This window comes from Paraburkholderia fungorum, assembly GCF_900099835.1.
GTDB classification, from domain to species: Bacteria; Pseudomonadota; Gammaproteobacteria; order Burkholderiales; family Burkholderiaceae; genus Paraburkholderia; species Paraburkholderia fungorum_A.
Window position 1 is genome coordinate 2547590 of sequence record NZ_FNKP01000001.1, and the last position, 18673, is coordinate 2566262.

Annotated in this window: 11 protein-coding genes; 6 read left to right on the forward strand and 5 right to left on the reverse strand. The window is 62.4% G+C overall.

From position 1 onward, the window contains the following. Window positions 1-158 precede the first annotated feature (158 nt). A complete protein-coding gene (locus tag BLS41_RS11190) occupies window positions 159-731 on the forward strand; it encodes a phasin family protein (protein WP_074764440.1) in 573 nt (190 codons plus the stop codon). A gap of 375 nt (window positions 732-1106) precedes the next feature. On the opposite strand, the gene lpdA is transcribed toward BLS41_RS11190, so the two are convergent. The 3 genes from lpdA to aceE form a co-directional block, all read right to left on the reverse strand. Then, complete coding sequence (gene lpdA / locus BLS41_RS11195) at window positions 1107-2894, reverse strand: dihydrolipoyl dehydrogenase (protein WP_074764442.1); 1788 nt, start codon at window positions 2892-2894, stop codon at window positions 1107-1109. Window positions 2895-3149: 255 nt separating this feature from the next. After that, entirely contained in the window at window positions 3150-4817 is a 1668-nt protein-coding gene (gene aceF, locus BLS41_RS11200; RefSeq protein WP_074764444.1) for a dihydrolipoyllysine-residue acetyltransferase, read from the reverse strand. An 84-nt stretch (window positions 4818-4901) separates the two neighbouring features. Beyond that, window positions 4902-7598, reverse strand: coding sequence for a pyruvate dehydrogenase (acetyl-transferring), homodimeric type (gene aceE, locus BLS41_RS11205; RefSeq protein ID WP_074764446.1), 2697 nt, complete (start codon window positions 7596-7598; stop codon window positions 4902-4904). Window positions 7599-7874: 276 nt separating this feature from the next. On the opposite strand from aceE, the gene fixL reads away from it, so the two are divergent. The 3 genes from fixL (at window position 7875) to folD (ending at window position 12280) form a co-directional block, all read left to right on the forward strand. Further along, window positions 7875-10391 carry an oxygen sensor histidine kinase FixL gene (fixL, locus tag BLS41_RS11210; protein WP_074764448.1) on the forward strand — a complete coding sequence of 839 codons (2517 nt, stop codon included), beginning with the start codon at window positions 7875-7877 and terminating at the stop codon, window positions 10389-10391. Further along, entirely contained in the window at window positions 10388-11032 is a 645-nt protein-coding gene (fixJ, locus tag BLS41_RS11215; protein ID WP_074764450.1) for an oxygen response regulator transcription factor FixJ, read from the forward strand. The genes fixL and fixJ overlap by 4 nt, the downstream gene beginning before the upstream one ends. A gap of 387 nt (window positions 11033-11419) precedes the next feature. Next, window positions 11420-12280, forward strand: coding sequence for a bifunctional methylenetetrahydrofolate dehydrogenase/methenyltetrahydrofolate cyclohydrolase FolD (gene folD / locus BLS41_RS11220; RefSeq protein ID WP_074764452.1), 861 nt, complete (start codon window positions 11420-11422; stop codon window positions 12278-12280). 234 nt (window positions 12281-12514) lie between these two features. On the opposite strand, the gene BLS41_RS11225 is transcribed toward folD, so the two are convergent. Beyond that, the gene (locus BLS41_RS11225; RefSeq protein WP_074766466.1) at window positions 12515-13648 is read right to left on the reverse strand and encodes an acyltransferase family protein; all 1134 of its coding nucleotides are present in this window, start codon (window positions 13646-13648) and stop codon (window positions 12515-12517) included. A gap of 404 nt (window positions 13649-14052) precedes the next feature. Between BLS41_RS11225 and BLS41_RS11230 the strand changes: the two genes are divergently transcribed. Further along, window positions 14053-16161, forward strand: a complete 2109-nt coding sequence (locus tag BLS41_RS11230; protein WP_074764454.1) for a M3 family metallopeptidase — start codon at window positions 14053-14055, stop codon at window positions 16159-16161. Window positions 16162-16291: 130 nt separating this feature from the next. On the opposite strand, the gene BLS41_RS11235 is transcribed toward BLS41_RS11230, so the two are convergent. After that, entirely contained in the window at window positions 16292-17611 is a 1320-nt protein-coding gene (locus BLS41_RS11235; RefSeq protein ID WP_074764456.1) for an amidohydrolase family protein, read from the reverse strand. Window positions 17612-17840: 229 nt separating this feature from the next. On the opposite strand from BLS41_RS11235, the gene BLS41_RS11240 reads away from it, so the two are divergent. Further along, window positions 17841-18539 carry an aspartate/glutamate racemase family protein gene (locus BLS41_RS11240; protein ID WP_074764458.1) on the forward strand — a complete coding sequence of 233 codons (699 nt, stop codon included), beginning with the start codon at window positions 17841-17843 and terminating at the stop codon, window positions 18537-18539. Window positions 18540-18673 lie beyond the last annotated feature (134 nt).

The following is an 18673-nucleotide window of genomic DNA, read 5'->3' on the forward strand; positions in this document are numbered from 1 at the left end:
GACGCACAAAAAGCACTTGACATTCATTGTGGCCATCCTAAAATGGGAACCATTGCTGCGATGCACAATACATTGCGGCCCGGGGAGACGATCCACTGCGTCTCGCCACCAACCCAATGCGGTCCGCACAGACAGACCGCAACCCAGGAGCGTAAACCATGACTCTGCTGACCCCTGAGCAATTCGCCGCAGCCCAGAAAGCCAACTTCGACACTCTGTTCGGCCTGACGACCAAAGCATTTGAAGGCGTCGAAAAGCTGGTTGAGCTGAACCTGCAAGTTGTGAAATCGACGCTCGCCGAAAGCCAGGAAAATGCTCAACGCGCGCTGTCGGTGAAGGACGCGCAAGAATTGCTGGCGCTGCAAGCTAGCCTGGCTCAGCCGGTTGCTGAGAAGGCGCTGTCGTACGGCCGTCACGTGTATGAAATCGTTTCGGCAACGCAAGGTGAATTCACCCGCGTCGCAGAAGCTCAATTCGAAGAGCAGAACCGCAAGGTCCAGTCGCTCGTCGAAAACGTCGCGAAGAATGCACCGGCTGGCTCGGAAACCGCTGTCGCCGTGATCAAGTCGGCTATTACCGCCGCTAACACGACGTACGAAACGGTTCACAAGGCAACGAAGCAAGCTGTCGAAATCGCTGAAAGCAACTTCAATGCGGCTGCTACGGCTGCGTCGAAGGCAGCTTCGCAAGCCGCTGCGCAGGCATCGCGCTCGGCCAAGAAGGCAGTTTAAGTTTCACGCAGCAGCATCACGATTTATTTTGCAGCACGTCGGGTAGCACTTCTGCTGTTACCTATTACGCCGGCACAGCCCACCCGCTGTGCCGGCGTTGTCGTAAGCAACAGCGTCGTGCCGTTGCCGCTCACACGGTTTGATTGGCCGAACGCTCCGATACGTTGAAAACGTATCGTTTGCCCGGCGAAGTAGCCGGGATTTTTTTTGGCCGGGCTGACGCGGCCCCGCTGAAGCGCGACATGCGCCCTGCCCTGCCTCGCAGCCAAAGAAAAACGGCGCGCCTTTTTAAGGGACGCGCCTTTTTTTTCGCCTGTGCTTCCGCGAACCCGCCTGCGCTTACAACACACACGCAGACAGATTCTCGGGACAGCGTTACTTCTTCTTTTGCGGCGGCAGGTCGGTACAGACGCCTTCGTACAACTCCGCGGCCATTCCGATCGATTCGCCGAGCGTCGGGTGCGGGTGGATCGTTTTACCGATATCCGTTGCATCCGCGCCCATCTCGACTGCGAGACAGACTTCGCTGATCAGGTCGCCCGCGTTCAGACCGACGATCCCGCCGCCGATCACTCGATGCGTTTCCTCGTCGAACAGCAGCTTCGTGAAGCCTTCGTCGCGGCCGTTGGCGATCGCGCGGCCCGAAGCGGCCCACGGGAACACTGCCTTGCCGTACTTGATGCCCGCGGCCTTCAACTGGTCTTCCGTCTTGCCCGCCCATGCCACTTCCGGATCGGTGTAGGCCACCGACGGAATCTGCAGCGCGTCGAAGTATGCCTTCTCGCCATGAGCGGCTTCCGCAGCAACGTGGCCTTCGTGCACAGCCTTGTGCGCGAGCATCGGCTGACCGACGATATCGCCGATCGCGAAGATGTGCGGCACGTTCGTGCGCATCTGCTTGTCGACGTCGATAAAGCCGCGATCCGTCACCGCGACGCCGGCCTTGTCCGCGCCGATTTTCTTACCGTTCGGCGTACGGCCGACGGCGACCAGCACGAGGTCATAGCGCTGCGCTTCGGCCGGAGCCTTTTCGCCTTCGAACGACACGTAGATGCCGTCGTCTTTCGCTTCGGCGCCGGTCGTTTTGGTCTTCAGCATGACGTTGGCAAAACGCTTGCTGTTGTACTTCTCCCAGACCTTGACCAGATCGCGGTCCGCGCCGGCCATCAGACCGTCGAGCATTTCGACTACGTCGATCTTCGCGCCGAGCGTGGCATACACGGTCGCCATTTCCAGACCGATAATGCCGCCGCCGATCACCAGCATGCGTTGCGGAATCTGACGCAGTTCGAGCGCGCCGGTCGAATCCACCACACGCGGATCTTCCGGAATGAACGGCAGCTTCACCGCTTCCGAACCCGCGGCGATGATCGCCTGCTTGAACTTGACGACTTTCTTGCCGCCTTCGGTCTGCACTTCCATGTGATTCGGATCGACGAACGCGCCGGTCCCCGTCACCACTTCGACCTTGCGCGCCTTGGCCATACCGGCGAGACCGCCGGTAAGCTTCTTGACGACGCCCGACTTGAAGTCGCGCAGCTTGTCCAGATCGATCTGCGGCTTGCCGAACGTGATGCCGTGCGCGCCGAGCGCTTCAGCTTCATCGATCACGAGCGCGGTGTGCAGCAGCGCCTTCGACGGAATGCAGCCCACGTTCAGACAGACGCCGCCGAGTGTCGAGTAACGCTCGACCAGCACCGTCTTCATGCCCAGGTCGGCCGAACGGAACGCAGCCGAATAGCCGCCGGGGCCCGAACCGAGCACGAGCATGTCGCATTCGATGTCCGCGCTGCCGGAGAAACTGCCGGCTTGCGGAGCAGGCGTTGCCGCCTTCGATGCAGCAGCAGGTGCGGGAGCCGGAGCAGCCGCTTGCGCGGGTGCCTTCTCGGCAGCTTTCGGTGCCTCTTTGGCCGGAGCCGCTTCCGCCGATGTTTCGACGAGCGCGATCACCGTGCCTTGTGAGACTTTATCGCCGGCCTTGACGCGAACTTCCTTGACGGTGCCAGCGGTATCGCTGGGCACTTCGATGGAAGCCTTGTCGGACTCGAGCGTCATCAGAGCCTGTTCGTTCTCGATGACATCGTCCGCCTTGATATTGACTTCAATGACATCGACGTCCTTGAAGTCACCGATATCCGGTACTTTTACTTCGACGAGACTCATAGTGTCCCCTTCTCTTATTGATCGTGATGACGAAGAACCCACCGCAAGGACCTAAAAGCTGGCAGCGTCCCAAACAGAATCAGCCTTTGCTGTCCGCCAAAGGACGCGCCTTTCTTTTGCTTACTTTTCTTTGGAAGACAAAGAAAAGTAAGTGCCGCCCCGCACAGGGGCGACGCTAATAGACCGACATGAAAGCAGGTTCTACAGAAGTGCGCGGATCACAGACAAAAAACCAGCGCCCCGCGCAACATCACATCAAAGAATCACACGCCGGAAATCGGCAAGAAGCGCCCCAAGATACGCATTGAAGCGCGCAGCTTCAGCCCCATCGATAACACGGTGGTCATAGGACAACGAAAGCGGCAGCATCAGCTTCGGCACGAACTGCTTACCGTCCCAAACCGGCTTCATCGCGCCACGCGACAGACCAAGAATCGCCACTTCAGGCGCATTGATAATCGGCGTGAAGTTCGTGCCGCCGATCCCGCCCAGCGACGAAATCGAGAAGCAGCCACCTTGCATCTGATCCGGCTTCAGCTTGCCGTCACGAGCAGCCTTGGAAAGATCGGTCATTTCCTTCGCGATCTCGACCAGACCCTTCTTGTCCGCGTCACGAATCACCGGAACGACCAGACCGTTCGGCGTATCCGCAGCAAAACCCACGTGGAAGTACTGCTTGAACACGAGGTTGTCGCCGTCGAGGCTCGCGTTGAACGTCGGGAATTTCTTCAGGGCCGACACGACAGCCTTGATCACGAACGCCAGCATCGTGATCTTCACGCCAGCCTTTTCGTTTTCCTTGTTCAACTGAACGCGCAGCGCTTCGAGCTCGGTGATGTCCGCTTCGTCGTTGTTCGTGACGTGCGGGATCATGACCCAGTTGCGATGCAGGTTCGCGCCCGAAATCTTCTTGATGCGCGACAGCGGCTTCGGATCGACCGGACCGAACTTGGCGAAGTCGACCTTCGGCCACGCCAGCACATTCAACCCGCCACCTGCGGCAGCCGGTGCAGCAGCACCTGCCGGCGCAGCGCGCTGACCCGTCATCACGCCCTTGATGAACGCGGTCACGTCGGCTTGCGTTATGCGGCCCTTCGGACCCGTGCCCTTCACCTGCGTGACGTCGACGCCGAGTTCGCGTGCGAACTTGCGCACGGACGGCGACGCGTGGCTTGCATGACGCGCGCCGCCTTCACCCGCCGGAATCGACGGAGCCTGGGCGAGTGCGGACGGTTGTGCCGGTGCGGGCGACGGGGTCGCCGGCGCGTCCGACGGCTTTTCAGCAGCCGGCCGGGCCGCAGCGGGAGCGGGAGCAGCCGCCGGCGCAGCAGCACCACCCTCGGCCTCGACCACCACGATCACCGAGCCTTCCGACACGTTATCGCCGACCTTGACCTTCACTTCCTTGACGACACCGGCGACCGAGCTCGGCACGTCCATGGTCGCCTTGTCGGATTCGAGCGTCACCAGCGACTGCTCTTTCTCGACGCGATCGCCGACCTTCACCGAGATTTCGATCACGGGAATGTCTTTGTAGTCGCCGATATCCGGCACTTTGACTTCCTGCAGGCCACCGCCTGCAGCAGGCGCCGCAGCGGGTGCGGGTGCAGCGGCCGGAGCCGGTGCAGCAGCAGGCGCCGGAGCGGGAGCCGCCGCAGGCGCTGGCGCAGCCGCACCACCTTCAGCCGCTTCCAGCACGACGATCAACACGCCTTCCGACACGTTGTCGCCAACCTTGACCTTCACTTCCTTGACCACGCCGGCTGCCGAACTCGGCACGTCCATCGTGGCCTTGTCGGATTCCAGCGTAACGAGCGATTGCTCTTTCTCGACGGTATCACCCGCCTTGACCAGCACCTCGATCACAGGAATATCCTTGTAATCGCCGATGTCCGGCACCTTGACTTCGATCGCTTGACTCATTGTTAGTGTCTCCTGGGCCGCGCACGCGGCCTGCCCTTCAATTAAGGGCAGGCGCGCACGCCGTGGCACACGGGGAAGATGTCCTTAGACGGTCATCGGGTTGGGTTTGGCGGGATCAAGGTTGTACTTCTTGAGCGCCTCGGCGACGACCTTGCGTTCGATCGTGCCTTCATCTGCCAGTGCATTCAACGCGGCAACCGTGACCCAGTAGCGGTCGACTTCGAAGAAGTGACGCAGCTTTTCACGCGTGTCCGAACGGCCGTAGCCGTCCGTGCCCAGCACGACGAATTTCTGCGGCACGAACGCGCGGATCTGCTCGGTCAGCGCGCGCACATAGTCGGTCGATGCGATGACCGGACCTTGTGCGTCCTTCAGCAGCTTCTCGACGTGCGAGAGCTTCTTCTCTTCGGTCGGGTGCAGCAGGTTCCAGCGCTGCACTTCGTGGCCTTCGCGAGCCAGTTCGGTGAAGCTCGGCACGCTCCAGAGGTCGGCAGCGACGCCCCAGTCGTTCTTCAGCAGCTCGGCGGCGGCGATCACTTCGTTGAAGATCGTACCCGCGCCCATCAGCTGAACGCGCGGCGCCTTCGCATCGGCCTCGGCCTTGCTGAACGCGTACATGCCCTTGATGATGTCGGCCGCTACAGCTTCGCCCTGCGGAATCGCCGGGTGCTCGTAGTTTTCGTTCATCACCGTGATGTAGTAATAGACGTCTTCCTGATCCGCCACCATGCGACGCAGACCGTCCTGCATGATCACCGCGAGTTCGTAACCGAACGTCGGGTCGTAGCTGATGCAGTTCGGCACCGAAGCCGCCCACAGCAGCGAGTGGCCGTCTTCGTGCTGCAGACCTTCGCCGTTCAGCGTCGTGCGGCCAGCCGTGCCGCCCAGCAGGAAGCCGCGCGAACGCATGTCGCCTGCGGCCCATGCCAGGTCGCCGATACGCTGGAAGCCGAACATCGAGTAGAAGATGTAGAACGGGATCATGATCTCGCCGTGCGTCGAGTACGACGTCGCGGCTGCGATCCAGTCCGACATACCACCGGCTTCGTTGATGCCTTCCTGCAGGATCTGACCGGTTTCCGACTCACGGTAGAACATCAGCTGGTCGGAATCTTCCGGCACATACTTCTGGCCTTGCTGATTCCAGATACCGATCTGACGGAACAGGCCTTCCATACCGAAGGTACGCGACTCGTCCGGCACGATCGGCACGATGCGCTTGCCGAGTGCCTTGTCCTTCAGCAGGATGTTCAGGATCCGCACGAACGCCATCGTCGTGGAGATCTCGCGGCCTTCGCCCGTACCCTTCAGCAGCGGCTCGAATGCCGACAGTTCCGGCACCGGCAGCGAGTCGGCCTTCTGGCGACGCGCCGGCAGATAGCCGCCGAGGTCCTGACGGCGGGCACGCATGTACTCGAGTTCCTTCGAGCCTTCTTCGAACGTCAGGTACGGCACGTCGACGATCTGCTCGTCGGTGATCGGCAGACGGAACTGGTCGCGGAAATTCTTCAGCTGCTCCACCTGCATCTTCTTCTGCTGGTGGGTGATGTTCATCGCCTGACCGGCTTCGCCCATGCCGTAGCCCTTGATCGTCTTCGCGAGAATGACGGTCGGCTGGCCCTGCGAATTCGACGCTTCCGTGAACGCTGCGTAAATCTTGTGCGGATCGTGGCCGCCGCGATTCAGGTTCCAGATGTCGTCGTCGGACCATTCGGCGACCAGCGCCTTCAGTTCCGGCGTATTGAAGAAGTGTTCGCGAACATACGCGCCCGACTCCGACTTGTACGTCTGGTATTCGCCGTCGACCACTTCCATCATCCGGCGCATCAGCGCGCCCGACTTGTCGCGTTGGAACAGCGCATCCCAGCGGCTGCCCCAGATTACCTTGATGACGTTCCAGCCGGCGCCGCGGAATTCGCTTTCGAGTTCCTGGATGATCTTGCCGTTACCGCGCACCGGGCCATCGAGGCGCTGCAGGTTACAGTTGATCACGAACACCAGGTTGTCGAGACGTTCGCGGCCGGCCATGCCGATCGCGCCGAGCGATTCCGGCTCGTCCGTTTCGCCGTCGCCGAGGAAAGCCCAGACCTTGCGGCCGTCGGTCTTCGCAATGCCGCGCGCCTGCATGTACTTCATGAAGCGCGCCTGGTAGATCGCCATGATCGGGCCGAGGCCCATCGACACGGTCGGGAACTGCCAGAAGTCCGGCATCAGCCACGGGTGCGGGTACGACGAGATGCCCTCGCCGCCCACTTCCTGACGGAAGTTGTCGAGTTGCTTCTCGGTCAGACGGCCGAGCAGGAACGCGCGCGAGTAGACGCCCGGCGACGAGTGGCCCTGCACGAAGATCAGATCGCCGCCATGTTCGGCGGACGGCGCGTGCCAGAAGTGGTTGTAGCCGACGTCATACAGCGTGGCAGCCGACGCGAACGACGCGATGTGGCCGCCGACGTTGGTTTCCTTGCCAGCGCGCAGCACCATCGCCATTGCATTCCAGCGGGTGTACGAACGGATGCGGTGTTCGATGTCCTGGTCGCCGGGGTTCTTCGCCTGACGCGCGACCGGAATCGTATTGATGTACGGAGTGTTTGCCGAGAACGGCAGGTGTTCGCCATGAACGCGTGCGAACTCGATCTGTTTTTCGATCAGGTAGTGGGCACGGTCGGGGCCTACTGCAGAAATCACGCCATCCAGCGCTTCCAGCCATTCGCCGGTTTCCTGCGGATCTTCATCTTTTTCAGCGGCGACGTATTTCATGACTTCGTCGGGTACAGCGGACATGCTCGTCTCCTGGATATAGAGGAACGCTCTTTGAACAGACGACGCGGACGAAGCACGGCCGCGGCAGCTTCGGCCAGATTGTAATGAGGGTCCCGACGTCCGCGCAACAAAATTTTCGAATTACGATATCGATTCTCACAATGCGAAAAATTGCTGCGGCGCAACCTGATTTGACTGCCGATCAGCGGATACGTCGGCTAGTTTGCGCCGAATAACGTGTCTTTCCGTGCTTTTTTGCGTCATTTGCGAGGGACGCGCTGCGCTACAATGCCACGCATGTTGACCGAACGGCTTTTCGCTCGCTCGGCGCGCACCGCCGGTTCTCCGGCGGATTCGACGCCGCCCTCCCGCTGGCACCATGGACCATGGTGGTCGAATTCCTATTTGCTGACGCCGCTTCTGTCGATCCTGGTTTTCCTGGTCGTCATGAGCCTGATTCTGTGGAGCCTGAACCGGCGCGAACAGCAGCAGCAGGAAGACACGCTCTACCGTAACGTCGCATGGGCGCAGCAGCAGATACGCCTGTCCATGACTGGCGCGCAGGAACAGATCCAGGCGCTTGCCCGCGATCTGGCTGCCGGCCATGCCGATCCAAATTCATTCCAGACGTCCACCACGGACATCATGCAGGGGCATCCCGAAATCCTCTACATGAACTGGTACACGAGCGCACAGCAGCCGCGCTGGCCCAATACGGCGTTGCCGGTGTTCGGGCAACGGCTTGCCCGCCCGAACGACGCGCAGATGGACGAAGCCGTCAAAGCCGCGTTCAACGAAGCGCGCACCACGCGCCGCCAGGTCTACTCGCCGCTCATTTACGACGACGTCGGCAATGGCTATATCACGCTGCAAACGCCGGTGTTCCGTGACCGCGACTTTCTGGGTTCGATCGCCGCCGTGTTCTCGGTCGAAGGCATTCTGAAGCGCGACATACCGCCGGAGTTGTCGGCGAAGTACAAGATTTCGATCATCGACGTGAACAACCGCGAGTTGACCACCACGTCGACCCGCCCGCGCCTGCCGCGCGACATGTTCTACGACCTGCCGCTCGATCCGCCGGGCCAGGGCATCTCGGTGCGCGTGTACGCGTATCCGCAGATGACCAACTTCACCAACAACACGCTCGTCTGGCTGGTCGCCGGGTTGTCATGCTTCGTGCTGTGGAGCTTGTGGAGTCTGTGGAAACACACGCGGCAACGCTTCGAGGCGCAGCAGGCGCTGTACGCCGAAGCGTTCTTCCGTCGCGCGATGGAAAACTCGGTGCTGATCGGCATGCGCGTGCTCGACATGCATGGCCGGATCACCCACGTCAATCCGGCGTTTTGCCGCATGACCGGCTGGGACGAAAGCGATCTGGTCGGCAAGAACGCACCGTTCGCGTACTGGCCGAAAGACTCGTATCCAGAGATGCAGCGTCAGCTCGACATGACGTTGCGCGGCAAGGCGCCGTCGTCCGGCTTCGAATTGCGGGTGCGTCGCAAGGATGGCTCCACGTTCCACGCGCGTCTCTACGTGTCGCCGCTGATCGACAGTTCGGGCCGCCAGACCGGCTGGATGTCGTCGATGACCGACATCACCGAGCCGAAGCGCGCGCGCGAAGAACTCGCCGCCGCGCACGAACGCTTCACGACCGTGCTCGAGAGCCTCGACGCCGCCGTGTCCGTGCTCGCCGCCGACGAAGCCGAGCTGCTGTTCGCCAATCGCTACTACCGCCACCTGTTCGGGATTCGCCCGGACGGCCATCTGGAATTGGCGGGCGGCGGGTTCGATAGCGCACAGGCGTCGTCCGATTCGATCGATATGGTGGACACCTACGCCGGCCTGCCCGCCGCCGCGTTGACCGAGAGCACAGCCGACGCGCAGGAAATCTACGTGCAAAGCATCCAGAAATGGTTCGAAGTGCGCCGCCAGTACATTCAGTGGGTGGACGGCCATCTCGCGCAGATGCAGATCGCGACCGACATCACCACCCGCAAGCAGGCGCAGGAGCTGTCGCGCCAGCAGGACGAGAAGCTGCAGTTCACCAGCCGTCTGATGACGATGGGCGAAATGGCGTCGTCGCTCGCGCACGAGCTCAATCAACCCCTCGCCGCGATCAATAACTATTGCTCTGGAACCGTCGCGCTGGTTAAATCCGGTCGGACGACGCCTGACAATCTGCTTCCGGTGCTGGAAAAAACTGCGCAGCAGGCCGTGCGGGCCGGGATGATCATCAAGCGGATTCGCGAATTCGTGAAGCGCAGCGAGCCGAAGCGCCAGGCGACGCGCGTCGCCGATATCGTCGCGGACGCCGTGGGTCTGGCCGAACTGGAAGCACGCAAGCGGCGCATCCGCATCGTCACCGATCTGCGCTCGCGTCTGCCGGTGATCTACGTCGATCCGGTGCTGATCGAGCAGGTGCTGGTCAACCTGCTGAAGAACGGCGCCGAAGCGATGGCCGACGCGCGGCCGAATGCGGTCGATCCAGTGATCCGCGTCGTCGTGCGTCTGGAGAGCGGCTTTGTCTGCATCAGCGTCGTCGATCAGGGACCGGGCGTCGACGAAGCAACCGCCGAGCGGCTGTTCGAACCGTTTTACAGCACCAAGTCCGATGGTATGGGCATGGGGCTGAACATCTGCCGTTCGATTATCGAATCGCACCGCGGTCGTCTGTGGGTGGTGAACAACGTCGAGTCTGACGGCCACATCACGGGCGCCACGTTCCATTGCAGTCTGCCTATTGGAGAGCCTGACGGCCCGAGCAACGGCGGGTCAGAGGCGCCGACACCACAAACCGTTACGGGAGAGCTATGAATACCCCAGTCACCACACAGGAAACTGTCTTTGTCGTCGACGACGACGAGGCCGTGCGCGATTCGCTGCGCTGGCTGCTGGAGGCAAACGGCTATCGCGTGCAATGCTTCTCCAGCGCCGAGCAGTTCATCGACGCATGGCAGCCGCACCAGCATCCAGGCCAGATCGCCTGCCTGATCCTCGATGTGCGGATGTCCGGTATGAGCGGACTCGAGTTGCAGGAACGCCTGATCGCCGACAACACGTTGTTGCCGATCATCTTCGTGACGGGTCACGGCGATGTGCCGATGGCCGTGTCGACGATGAAAAAAGGCGCGATGGACTTCATCGAAAAGCCGTTCGACGAAGCCGAATTGCGCAGGCTGGTCGAGCGCATGCTCGACAAGGCGCGCAACGAAAGCAGCAGCGTGCAGCAGCAACGCGCCGCCGCCGAGCGTCTGGGCAAGCTGACCGCGCGTGAGCATCAGGTGCTGGAGCGCATCATCGCCGGCCGCCTGAACAAGCAGATCGCCGACGACCTCGGCATCAGCATCAAGACGGTCGAAGCGCATCGCGCGAACATCATGGAAAAGCTGAACGTGAACACGGTCGCCGACCTGCTGCGTCTGGCGCTGTCGAACAAGCCGCAAGCGGCACAATAAAAGCCAAAGCGGCGCAGGTTGCGCCGCCAGAGAGTTTTCGAGGGCAACGGCCGGACTGGTGAAAAGTCCGGCCTGTCTGCGCGATGTGCCCCACTTGCACCTGCCTGTACCGCTCCACACCCGCCTTCTTCTGTTTCGCCCCCGTCCCCGCTTCCCCCCTGCGGCAAATAACGAATCGCATCGTCACCCGGGCCTGATCGACCGGGCGGATAAGCCCGTCCGTGCCGGTATAATGTCGGTCTTTGCAGAGGCGCCTGGCTTGAATTGGCGCCACGCGCTTTTCACGTGCCGACCTGGTTTCGTTGAAAAACGCCATCGCGCGAATCGTGCACAAAGCCGACCGCCCGCGCCTGCCCCCGCTTTCCAAACTGCCTATCTCGACCGACCATGACTGCCAAACTGATCGACGGCCTCGCCCTCTCCAAGACCCTGCGCGCCGACGTCGCCTCGCGCGCCGCCGCCCTGACAGCCCGCGGCCATCAGCCGGGCCTCGCCGTGGTGCTGGTCGGCGACAATCCGGCCAGCGAAGTGTATGTGCGCAACAAGATCAAGGCCTGTCATGACAACGGCCTCGGTTCGTCGTTCGACCGCTATCCGTCCGACCTGCCGGAAGCCGATCTGCTCGCGCGTATCGACGAACTGAACCACGATCCGCGTATCCACGGGATTCTGGTGCAGTTGCCGCTGCCGAAGCATATCGACAGCCACAAGGTGATCGAGGCGATCGCGCCGGAAAAGGACGTCGACGGTTTTCACGTCGCCAATGCCGGCGCGCTGATGACCGGTCAGCCGCTGTTCCGTCCGTGCACGCCGTACGGCGTGATGAAGATGTTCGCCGCCTACAACATTCCGCTGCAAGGCGCGAACGCAGTGGTGATCGGCCGCTCGAACATCGTCGGCAAGCCGATGGCGCTGTTGCTGCTCGAAGCGGGCGCGACGGTCACGATCTGCCATAGCAAGACGCGCGACCTGGCCGCCCATACGCGTAACGCCGACGTGGTGGTCGCCGCAACCGGCCTGCGCAACATCCTGACCGCCGACATGGTGAAGCCGGGTGTGGCGGTGATCGACGTCGGCATGAACCGCGACGACGCAGGCAAGCTGTGCGGCGACGTCGATTTCGCGGGCGTCAAGGAAGTGGCCGGTTACATCACGCCGGTGCCGGGTGGCGTGGGTCCGATGACGATCACGATGCTGCTGGTCAACACGATCGAAGCGGCCGAGCGGGAAGCGGACGCGAAGGCGTGAATCTCTGAGGGACGTGGCGGCTGAACGCGTGGTGGGCGGCGGTTGAATCTTCACCGCCTGCTATTGGCAGTCAGCGGTCCGAAAAAGGCCGGCGAGTATGATTCGCCGGCCTTTTTTCTGGAAGTCCGCGGATGCACGGCGACGCCCAACCCGCCCATCAAACGCGCGAAAAAACGGAGTGAGCGAGCGCAACGCAGCAGCGCGAAATACCCTTCGCCATCTGCACGTTCGCGCTCACCGCACCATCCGGTCCCCCGTCGCCACACCGGTTGCCAGCGGCATGCTCCGGGGCGCAAGACGCGCCCGGCACCACGTCAACACCGGTCGCTCGACCCAGTGCCAGGACAACGCCGCGCACAGCCAGATAAACGGTGCGGCGACCAGCAGCGACATCCCGTGCCCCAACTGCGGCGCAAGACTGGCGACGCATTGCTGCACCACGAATCCGTACAGATAAATCCCGTACGAGTAATCGTGACGCGGCACGAAGCGCCGCAGCAGCGGCGTCGTCCCGATCCACAGCACGCCGTACACGAAGGTCAGGTAAAACAGCGGCTGGCCGCCCGCCGTATCGCGAAAGACCAGAAACACCATCGCGAACGCGAGCGCCGTCAGACCGTTGATATCGATCCGCTCACGCCAGCCGTACAGCAGCATCCCCAGCATGAAGAACGGCTCCGGCCAGAACGAATGCCCGGGCGTCAACGCACCGGACGCCTCGCTGAAATCGTGCATACCGAACTGCAATTGCGGCACGTGCAGGCCCAGCAGAAACACCGCGCATCCGAGCAGCGCCGACAACGCCACGCCGCGCGCGCTGGACAGCAATCCCAGCATGCCCGTCACCAGCACCACGACGTAACAGCGGATCTGCAGTGGCAACGTCCACAGCGGCGCGGCGATATCGACGGGGAAGTGGTTGTGTTCGAAGACGCCCGGCAGCGCCCAGCCCGGTTTCAGCGCGATGGTCGACAGGTTGTCGAGATTGGCCCACGTCATGCCGGACGCGAAGTATTCGCGCAGCGGCAGCGTCGTAAAAAGCGGTCCGACGATGAACACCGTCACCAGCGAGCCGACCGCCAGCGCCGGCCACACGCGGGCGATGCGCAGCGCGGCGAAGCGTGGCGCCGAGCGTTGCCGGTCGAAGCTGGCGGTCACCAGCAAACCGCTCAGCAGAAAAAAGGCGTAGACGGCAAGCGCGGCGAGACTGTCGAAGCCGAGCGCGTCGTGTACCCAGTCGATCGCGCCATCGGCGTGGGGCGCCTGCAGCAGGGTCGAGTAGCCATACACCACGGCCACGGCAGCCAGCAGCCGCACGAGGTCGAAGTTGTTGCCCTTGCGCGATAGAGCTTGCGAAAGCGGGTTCATCGATACCTCTGACAGAAAGCGCCGCCGTCCGACAGCGACGCTCAACATTGCGGCATAGCAGCAATTTGCTCCGTGCGCTTTCGCACAAACGCGCGACGGCTCGGCGCGGCTGCGCCATGCTGCGCTTCCGTCGATTGACGCGCGGCTGCCGGACTGTACAGACGCTCACGTTCGCATCTCAGCGCCCTGCTCCCATCCTGCCATGCAAATCACCCCACGCCGCCGCGTCCCCCTCCCCGCCGCGCCTCTCGGTCCCCGACATCTGATAATTTGTGTCCCGACCGATTGGAATTGGCGCTCCCCGCCCCAATAATGTCCGTATCGGGCGAATGATCCGCACGGCGCGCAGCGCGCGTGCGCCACCCCGCCGATTACCCGTTCACCCGCGTCAGACAGGAAGCCTTATGTCCACTACCCCCTCGAATCACGACAATCCGCTCCTCGATTTCTCCGACCTGCCGCGCTTTGGCGAAATTCGCCCTGAACACGTCACCCCCGCCCTCGATGTCCTGCTCGCCGACGCAGCCGCCGCTGTCGAACGCGCGGCGTTGCCGATCACTCCCGCGTCATGGGCCGACGTGGTCGAGCCGGTCGAGCGCGCCACCGAACCGCTGTCGCGAGCATGGAGCGTGATCGGTCATCTGAACGCCGTGGCCGATACGCCCGAACTGCGTGCCGTCTATGGCGAAAACCTGCCGCGCGTCACCGAGTTCTGGTCGAGCGTCGGACAAAATCTCGCGCTGTACGAAAAGTACAAGGCACTTAACGCGAGCAGCGATTTCGCATCGCTGACCGGCGAGCGCAAGAAAATCCTCGGCAATGCGTTGCGAGATTTCCGCCTGTCCGGCGCGGAATTGCCCGAAGACAAAAAGCCGCGTTTCGCTGAATTGCAGGAACAGCAGGCCGCGTTGTCGAAGGCGTTTTCCGACCATGTGCTCGATGCGACCAACGCGTATGCGTACGTCGTCGAAGCCGGCAGCGAAGCGCAACTCGCGGGGCTGCCCGAAGACGTGATCGAAGCCGCGAAAGAGGCCGCCGAACGCGAAGGCAAGACCGGCTACAAATTCACGCTGCACTTCCCGTCGTATTTCCCGGTGATGCAGTATTCGGAAAATCGTCAGATGCGCGAAGCGATGTATCGCGCGTACGTGACGCGTGCTTCCGAACTGGGGACGCAATACGGCAACGGCAAAGCCGAATGGGACAACACGTCGGTACTCGCCGACCAGTTGAAGCTGCGCGCCGAAGAAGCGCGCATGCTGGGCTACAACAACTTCGCCGAAGTGTCGCTCGCGCCGAAAATGGCCGAGTCGCCAGCGCAGGTCATGGCGTTCCTCGAAGACCTCGCCACCCGCGCGCGGCCGCACGCCGAGCAGGACTGGAAGGAGTTGCGCGAGTTCGCCGCGAACGAACTCGGCATGACCGACCTGCAACCGTGGGATACGACGTTTGCCGCCGAGCGCCTGCGTCAGAATCGCTATTCGTTCTCCGAGAACGAAGTCAAACAGTATTTCCCTGAAGACACCGTATTCCAGGGCCTTTTCAAGGTGACCGAGACGCTGTTCGGCGTGCGCATCCGTCGCGACGACGCGGCTGTGTGGCATCCCGATGTGCGCTTCTTCCGCGTCGAGAACCAGGACGGCGGTCTCGTCGCCCAGTTCTACCTCGACCTGTACGCACGCGAAGGCAAACGCGGCGGCGCCTGGATGGACGACGCGCGCGGCCGTCACAAGCACACGCACGGCAGCGTGCAAACGCCGGTCGCGTATCTGACCTGCAACTTCTCGGCACCGGTCGGCGGCAAGCCAGCCTGTTTCACCCACGACGAAGTCATCACGCTGTTCCACGAATTCGGCCACGGGCTGCATCACATGCTCACGCGTGTCGATGAACTCGGCGTGTCGGGCATCAACGGCGTCGAGTGGGACGCGGTCGAACTGCCGTCGCAATTCATGGAGAACTTCTGCTGGGAGTGGGACGTGCTGTCCGACATGACTTCGCACGTCGAAACCGCGAAGCCGCTGCCGCGCGACCTGTTCGACAAGATGCTGGCCGCGAAGAATTTCCAGAGCGGTTTGGGCACGCTGCGTCAGATCGTGTTCTCGATGTTCGACATGCAGTTGCACACCGGCTTCGATGCAAGCGGCACGAAGAGCGCGACCGAACTCGCGAACGAGATCAACGAGCGCTTCCACGTCGTGCCGCAGGCCCCGTTCTCGCGCTGGCCGAACACGTTCAGCCACATCTTCGCGGGCGGCTATGCGGCGGGTTACTACAGCTACAAGTGGGCCGAAGTGCTGTCCGCCGACGCGTACGCGGCATTCGAAGAAGCCGCGCAGGCGGCGAGCGGCAGCGTGCTCGATCAGGCGACCGGCATGCGTTATCGCAAGGAGATTCTGGAAGTGGGCGGCAGCCGCCCGGCAATGGAATCGTTCAAGGCATTCCGCGGACGCGAGCCGAATATCGACGCCCTGCTGCGCCACAACGGCATGACGCCGGGCGCGGCGCATTGAGCGGTCGATGAAAATGTTCGCGCGTTGATTTTCGCGCGCGCTTAACAAAAAGCCGGTGCCTGTTCGTTCAGGTCACCGGCTTTTTTATGTCACTCACGCACACGCGCCGTCGCGGCAGACACGCTTTAGCTCAGCCGCGATGCAGCTTGAAATCCACCTGCTGCGGCCGACCTTCGAGCGACAACGCCGCCCGCGCCGCCGGCGCGCGACTCACCACTTTCCCGCGACTCACCACGGCTAACCGCGCGGCGCGCAAACGGATCGCCTCGACCGGATCGCGTGCGTCGAGCAGCACGAGATTCGCCGCGCAACCCGGCGCGATGCCGTAGCCTTCGAGGCCGAGAATGCGCGCGGCATTCACCGTCACCGCATCGAAACAAGCGTGCATCGCATCGACGCCCGTCATTTGCGCGACGTGCAAACCCATGTGCGCGACTTCGAGCATATCGCCCGAACCGAGGCTGTACCACGGGTCCATCACGCAGTCGTGGCCGAACGCGACGTTGATACCGGCCGCCATCATCTCCGGCACGCGGGTCATGCCGCGCCGTTTCGGATAGGTGTCGCTGCGGCCCTGCAACGTGATGTTGATCAACGGATTCGCAATCGCCGATACGCCGGCCTCGCGGATCAGCGGCAATAGCTTGCTGACGTAGTAGTTGTCCATCGAATGCATCGACGTCAGATGCGAACCCGTCACGCGGCCATGCAAGCCGAGCCTGTGTGTTTCGGCGGCGAGCGTTTCGATGTGCCGCGACATCGGATCGTCCGATTCATCGCAATGCATGTCGACGCGCAAGCCCTGCTCCGCCGCGTACTCGCACAGCATGCGCACGGATTGCGCGCCATCGGCCATCGTGCGCTCGAAATGCGGAATGCCGCCGACCACGTCGACGCCCATTCCGATCGCCCGCTTCAGATTCTCGAAAGCGCCTGGGCTGCGCAGCACGCCGTCTTGCGGAAACGCCACCAGTTGCAGATCGAGATACGGCGCGACGCGGCGCTTCACTTCGACCAGCGCCTCGACGGCAAGCAGGCGCGGATCGCACACATCGACGTGGCTGCGAATCGCCAGCAAGCCGCGCGCGACCGCCCAATCGCAATACTGCAACGCACGATCGATCAACGCCTGCTGCGTCAATTCAGGTTTCAGTTCGCCCCATAGCGCGATGCCCTCGAGCAGCGTGCCCGATGCGTTCACGCGCGGCAAACCGTACGACAGAGTGGCATCCATGTGGAAGTGCGGATCAACGAACGGCGGCGTGACGAGCGAACCGGCGGCGTCGATTTCTTCGCGTGCGGTCGCGGCCAGATTCGGCTCGACGGCCACGATGCGCCCCGCATCGATGCCGATATCGACGTGTTGCCCGGCATGTCGGGACTGCGCCTGTTGCACCTGTAGTGGCGAGACGCCAGGCGGCAGCACTGCGCGGCGGATGATCAGATCCATATGTCGCTCCCTGTTGATCGCTTGCGGGTCGCTTGTGGGTTACTTGCGGGGTGCCTGATTTGCGCTTGGGCCGCGCCCGCCTGAGTACGATTCTATCGATGCCAGAAAGTCGGCGCCCGCGTTTTCTCGACGTGCCGTACCGGCAAGCGGCACCTAATCCGTACCGGCTGCGCGTAGTGCTGCGCGCCTATACTCGACCTTCGGCGAGTCATTGGCAAACGGAGACAGTATGAAGACGATCGGCGTGATAGGCGGCATGAGCTGGGAGTCGTCCACCGAGTATTACCGGTTACTCAATCGCCATGCGAAGGCGCGCCTCGGCGGCCACCATAACGCACGTAGCCTGATGCTCACGGTCGACTTCGCGTCGATCGAAGCCAGTCAGCGAGCCGGCGACTGGACCACGCTCGGCCAGCAGATGGCCGATGCCGCGCGTCAACTCGAACGCGGCGGCGCCGATCTGGTGATGCTCGCGACCAACACGATGCATCGCGTGTATGAGTCGATCGAGCAGGCAATCGACGTGCCGTTTCTACATATCGCCGATCCGACGGGTGAAGCACTGCGCGCTGCGGGAATCGAGCGCGTCGGCCTGCTCGGCACGCGCTATACGATGGAGCAGACGTTCTACACCGGCCGCCTGCGCGAGCGCTACGGTCTGGACACGGTGATTCCCGACGAGGCCGAACGCGCGGACGTGCATCGCATCATTTACGACGAGTTGTGTCACGGCAAGGCGCTCGATGCGTCGCGCGCGGTGTATCGAAGCGTGATCGAATCGCTGGCCGCGCGTGGCGCGCAGGCGGTGATTCTCGGTTGCACGGAAATTACGTTGCTGATCGCGCAGGAAGATTCGGCGCTGCCGGTGTTCGACACGACTGCATTGCATGCGCAAGCGGCAGTGGAATGGGCGATTGAATCGGAATGAGGTTGAAGCGTGCCGAGGTGTGTGATGCACGCTCTGCCTGACATTCGAAATGTCGCGCTTGGTACGCGATAAAGACACGACAAGCACGCGCTAAAAATCGAAAAGCCCGCATGGCTTGCGCTATGCGGGCTTTC

Excerpts from the sequence above, each read along its gene's own strand:
- folD (WP_074764452.1), top strand. The coding sequence starts at position 11,420 with ATGACTGCCAAACTGATCGACGGCCTCGCCCTCTCCAAGACCCTGCGC.
- aceF (WP_074764444.1), bottom strand. The coding sequence starts at position 4,817 with ATGAGTCAAGCGATCGAAGTCAAGGTGCCGGACATCGGCGATTACAAG.
- fixL (WP_074764448.1), top strand. The coding sequence starts at position 7,875 with ATGTTGACCGAACGGCTTTTCGCTCGCTCGGCGCGCACCGCCGGTTCT.
- fixJ (WP_074764450.1), top strand. The coding sequence starts at position 10,388 with ATGAATACCCCAGTCACCACACAGGAAACTGTCTTTGTCGTCGACGAC.
- BLS41_RS11225 (WP_074766466.1), bottom strand. The coding sequence starts at position 13,648 with ATGAACCCGCTTTCGCAAGCTCTATCGCGCAAGGGCAACAACTTCGAC.
- lpdA (WP_074764442.1), bottom strand. The coding sequence starts at position 2,894 with ATGAGTCTCGTCGAAGTAAAAGTACCGGATATCGGTGACTTCAAGGAC.
- aceE (WP_074764446.1), bottom strand. The coding sequence starts at position 7,598 with ATGTCCGCTGTACCCGACGAAGTCATGAAATACGTCGCCGCTGAAAAA.
- BLS41_RS11230 (WP_074764454.1), top strand. The coding sequence starts at position 14,053 with ATGTCCACTACCCCCTCGAATCACGACAATCCGCTCCTCGATTTCTCC.
- BLS41_RS11190 (WP_074764440.1), top strand. The coding sequence starts at position 159 with ATGACTCTGCTGACCCCTGAGCAATTCGCCGCAGCCCAGAAAGCCAAC.
- BLS41_RS11235 (WP_074764456.1), bottom strand. The coding sequence starts at position 17,611 with ATGGATCTGATCATCCGCCGCGCAGTGCTGCCGCCTGGCGTCTCGCCA.
- BLS41_RS11240 (WP_074764458.1), top strand. The coding sequence starts at position 17,841 with ATGAAGACGATCGGCGTGATAGGCGGCATGAGCTGGGAGTCGTCCACC.